Origin of the sequence: Pseudomonas syringae group sp. J309-1 (genome assembly GCF_032582135.1) — a bacterium.
Lineage (GTDB): Bacteria > Pseudomonadota > Gammaproteobacteria > Pseudomonadales > Pseudomonadaceae > Aquipseudomonas > Aquipseudomonas quasicaspiana.
In genome coordinates, this window is sequence record NZ_JAWHNU010000007.1 from 170,378 (window position 1) to 174,735 (window position 4,358).

Annotated in this window: 3 protein-coding genes; all 3 read left to right on the top strand. The window is 59.6% G+C overall.

Annotated features, from left to right (window positions below; genetic code table 11):
- Positions 1–380 precede the first annotated feature (380 nt).
- From RX972_RS06460 to RX972_RS06470, 3 genes are read left to right on the top strand one after another with little or no spacing between them, the layout of a single operon-like run.
- On the top strand, positions 381–923 hold the full coding sequence (locus RX972_RS06460; protein ID WP_099270057.1) for a (2Fe-2S)-binding protein: 543 nt from the start codon (positions 381–383) through the stop codon (positions 921–923).
- Positions 920–1,924: a xanthine dehydrogenase family protein subunit M gene (locus tag RX972_RS06465; protein WP_316873443.1), complete on the top strand. Its 1,005-nt coding sequence runs from the start codon at positions 920–922 to the stop codon at positions 1,922–1,924. Before RX972_RS06460 ends, RX972_RS06465 begins: the two co-directional genes overlap by 4 nt.
- Positions 1,921–4,119 (top strand): xanthine dehydrogenase family protein molybdopterin-binding subunit, encoded by a 2,199-nt coding sequence (locus tag RX972_RS06470; RefSeq protein WP_316873445.1) that lies wholly within the window; start codon positions 1,921–1,923, stop codon positions 4,117–4,119. The genes RX972_RS06465 and RX972_RS06470 overlap by 4 nt, the downstream gene beginning before the upstream one ends.
- Positions 4,120–4,358: the final 239 nt, after the last annotated feature.

The window sequence follows — 4,358 nt, forward strand, 5'->3', positions numbered from 1 at the left end:
TGGCGCCGAATCTGTGGGAGCCGGGCTTGGTCTGGGCGGCCTTCCGACGATAATGCTGTACGCGATGGACCTGATATGCGTGGCGCCCTTATCGCGGGCAAGCCCAGCTCCCACAGCTCCGCGTCCGGCGTAAAGTCCTCTGTGATTCCTATGCCACTGGCTGGCGCCGAATCTGTGGGAGCCGGGCTTGCCCGCGATACATGAGACGCAGCCAGAAGACACACCACGCTATCGTTTATCGCCCCGATGCAGTTGAAACCAGTGAATGTCCACTGAACCCACACCCGTCAACAAACCCTGAACGATTCCAAAACTCCACGAGTCGTACCCCTTAAGACGCAGAAAAACTGCGCTGTTTGAGTACCTACCGTGAGGTTTCCATGAGTTCACCAACCCCCCAGGATTTCGCTGGCCACGCGATTAGCCTGACCCTCAACGGTCAGCCGCGACAGCTCAACGTCCAGCCTTGGACCACATTGCTCGACCTGCTTCGAGACCAGCTTGATCTGGTCGGTAGCAAGAAAGGCTGCGACCACGGCCAGTGCGGCGCGTGTACCGTTCTACGCGATGGCAAGCGCGTCAATTCCTGCCTGACCCTGGCGATCATGTGTGACGGCGCAGAGCTGACCACGATTGAAGGGCTGGCAGACGGCGAGCAACTGCACCCGATGCAACAAGCCTTCATCAAGCATGACGCCTTTCAATGCGGCTACTGCACGCCGGGGCAGATTTGCTCGGCGGTCGGCCTGGCCAATGAGGGGCGCGCCAACAGCCGTGCCGAGATCCAGGAACTGATGAGCGGCAACCTGTGCCGCTGCGGTGCCTATAGCAATATCCTGGCGGCGGTGGAAGAAGTCCTGCCGGAGCTGCGCAGCGCCCATTCAGAGACGGGTAGCTTCGAGAAAGCGGAGGGCAGCCGATGAATCCCTTTACTTATAGTCGCCCGACCAGTGTCAACGAGGCCGTGAATCTCAGCGGCGCTGCGACCCGGTTCATCGCGGGCGGTACTAACTTGCTCGATCTGATGAAAGAAAACGTCGCACGCCCCGAGCATCTGATCGACATCACCCGCTTGCCGCTGAACGACGTCAGCGAAACCGCCGACGGTGGGCTGCTCATCGGCGCGCTGGTAAGCAACGCTGATCTGGCGTGGCATCCATTGATCGAGCAACGCTACCCGCTACTGTCCCAGGCCGTATTGGCCGGAGCATCGCCACAGCTTCGCAACATGGCGAGCACGGGCGGCAACCTGCTGCAGCGCACCCGTTGCTATTACTTCTATGACTCCACTGTGCCGTGCAACAAGCGCGAGCCTGGCAGCGGATGCCCGGCGCGCGACGGCCTGAACCGTATCCACGCGATCCTTGGGGCCAGCGACGAATGCGTCGCGACTCATCCTTCGGACATGTGCGTAGCCCTTGCCGCACTTGAGGCTGTTGTCCATGTTCAGGGGCGCGCAGGACAGCGCACCATCGAGTTTGCCGACTTCCATCGTCTGCCCGGCGATGCGCCTCAGCGTGATAACCAATTGGCTGATGACGAGTTGATTACCGCAATCGAACTCCCGCGCCCCAGCTTCGCGGGTCAGGGCAAGTACCTGAAAATCCGTGATCGGGCTTCCTACGCCTTTGCGCTGATCTCGGTTGCGGCTTCCCTTGAGCTTGATGGCGATGTCATTCGTAACGTGCGTCTGGCGCTGGGCGGTGTCGCTCACAAGCCGTGGCGTGACAAGGTTGTAGAGCAAATGCTGGTAGGCAAGCCGGTGTCCCGCGAGAACTTCGCAGCCGCCGCCGATGCACTGCTGGCCGATGCCGAGCCGCTTGAACACAACGCTTTTAAAGTCAAACTGGCACGTCGGGCGATCATTCGTACCCTCAGCGATGCCGCGGTCGATGCAGCCGCCACAGGAGGAAGCGCCCAATGAATACGTCTGTTTCGCCACTGGGCCAAGCGCTTGATCGCGTCGATGGCAAGCTTAAGGTTACCGGTCAGGCACGTTATGCCGGTGAGTATCCGGAAACCGGTCTGCTGCATGGCAGCGTGGTCTCCAGCACCATCGCTCGCGGTCGTGTGACGCACATCGACATCACCGAAGCCCTGCGCGTGCCGGGCGTTGTGATGGTGCTTGATCACAAGAACCGTCCCAAGCTCGCCAGTTACGACGAGAACTATGAAGACGCCGACTCGGCAGACGGCTCGCCATTTCGTCCGCTGTATAACGATCGCGTGCTGTACAGCGGCCAGCCACTTGCGCTTGTCGTGGCTGAAACCCTTGAGCTGGCGCGTTACGCCGGTTCTCTGGTGCGTATCGAATATTTGGTCGAGGCTCATGAAACCGATCTGCTGGAGGTGCAGGGCGACAGCTACGCCGCGCCGGCCGAACTGCCCGCGCCGCGCGGTGACTTTCAGGCGGGGTTTGCCAATTCCGCACTGACCGTCGATGCCCATTACAGCACGCCGGTCGAGCATCACAACCCGATGGAGCCACATGCTTCGACGGTGTTTTACAAGGACGATGGCAGTCTGCAGGTTCATGACAAGACCCAAGGGCCGCAAAACTGTCAGGACTATCTGCACAACGTGTTCGGCATCGCGAAAGACAAGATTCAGGTGCTGGCGGCCTTTGTCGGCGGAGCGTTCGGTTCCGGGCTGCGTCCGCAGTATCAGCTGCCGTTGGCGGTTATGGCTGCGCTGGAGCTCAAGCGCTCAGTGCGCGTCACACTGACCCGGCAGCAGATGTTCACCTTTGGTTATCGTCCGCGCACGTTGCAGCACCTTCGCTTAGGTGCAGCAGCCGACGGCCGGTTGATGGCGGTTGGGCACGGTGCAATCGGTCAGACGTCCCGCTTTGAGGATTTCAGCGAGCACGTCGTGGAATGGAGCGGCATGCTCTACAAGTGCGACAACGTTGAACTCACTTACAAGTTGGCACCGCTGGACGTTTACACCCCACTGGACATGCGTGCGCCAGGCGCTGCCTTGGGGCTGATCGGCCTGGAGTGCGCCATGGATGAACTGGCTATCGCCTTGGCAATGGACCCGGTGCAGCTGCGTCAGGTCAATTTCGCTGATCGCAATGGCAACGAAGACAAGCCGTATTCCAGCAAACAGTTGCAGGCTTGTTATACCCAGGGCGCAGATCGTTTTGGCTGGAGCCATCGCAATCCTGAGCCGCGCAGCATGCGTGAAGGCCGTCAATTGATCGGCTGGGGCATGGCGGGCGGTGTCTGGGAGGCGATGCAGATGAAAGCCAGTGCCAAAGCGCACATCGACGCACAGGGCAAATTGACCGTCAGCAGTGCGACAACCGATATCGGCACCGGCACTTACACGGTGATGACGCAGATCGCGGCCGAAGCAGCGGGCGTTGCTGTTGAAGACACCACTTTTGTGCTGGGGGATTCGTCGTTGCCAACCGCGCCCTTGCAGGGTGGTTCTTTCACGGTTTCATCCGTGGGCACTGCCGTGCAACAAGCTAGCAAGGCGTTGCGTGAGAAGTTGTTCACCGCAGCGGGTCAGATCGACGCGAAGTTCTTCGCCGCGAAAGTCGAGCAAATGACCGTGGCTGATGGATACGTTTCGCTGGGCGATCACCGGTTGGCACTGAGTGAAGTGCTGAGCAGTTGGCCTGATGGTTTGCAGGTACAGGTCGACGCCGAGCCTGATGCGAAGCGCGAAGGCTATTCGACCGCTACACACTCGGCGGTATTCGTTGAGGTGCAGGTTGATGAAGATTTGGGCACGATTCGCGTCAGCCGGGTGGTCAGCGCAGTGGCAGCAGGCCGAGTGGTCAACCCGAAAATGGCTCGCAGCCAGATCCTTGGCGGCGTGGTCTGGGGGCTGGGCATGGCACTGCAGGAAGAAACCCAGAGTGACCATAAACTGGGCCGCTTCATGAACCACAGCCTCGCCGAGTACCACATCCCGGTTAACGCCGATATCAACGACATCGACGTGATTTTTGTTGAAGAGAACGACGATATCGTTAACGCGCTGGGCTCAAAAGGCGTGGGCGAGATTGGCATCGTCGGCGTCGCGGCGGCAGTCGCCAATGCGATTTACCATGCAACCGGCAAGCGGGTTCGGGACTTCCCGATAACGCTGGATAAGGTGCTCTGACCACATCCCCCCTTTGCAAACTCGCAACTTTGTGGGAGCTAAGCTTGCCGACGATAAACGATAACGCGGTATGTCTTTAATCTGCGTCTCATGCATCGCGGGCAAGCCCGGCTCCTATCAAACATCACTCCAATAATGGATTTGAAACGCGGACCTTGTACAAGGAGCTAACTTGTTGGCGAAGCGGAATTTCTGACGATGCGGGTCCGACGTCTCGCCAACAAGTTGGCTCCTACAGG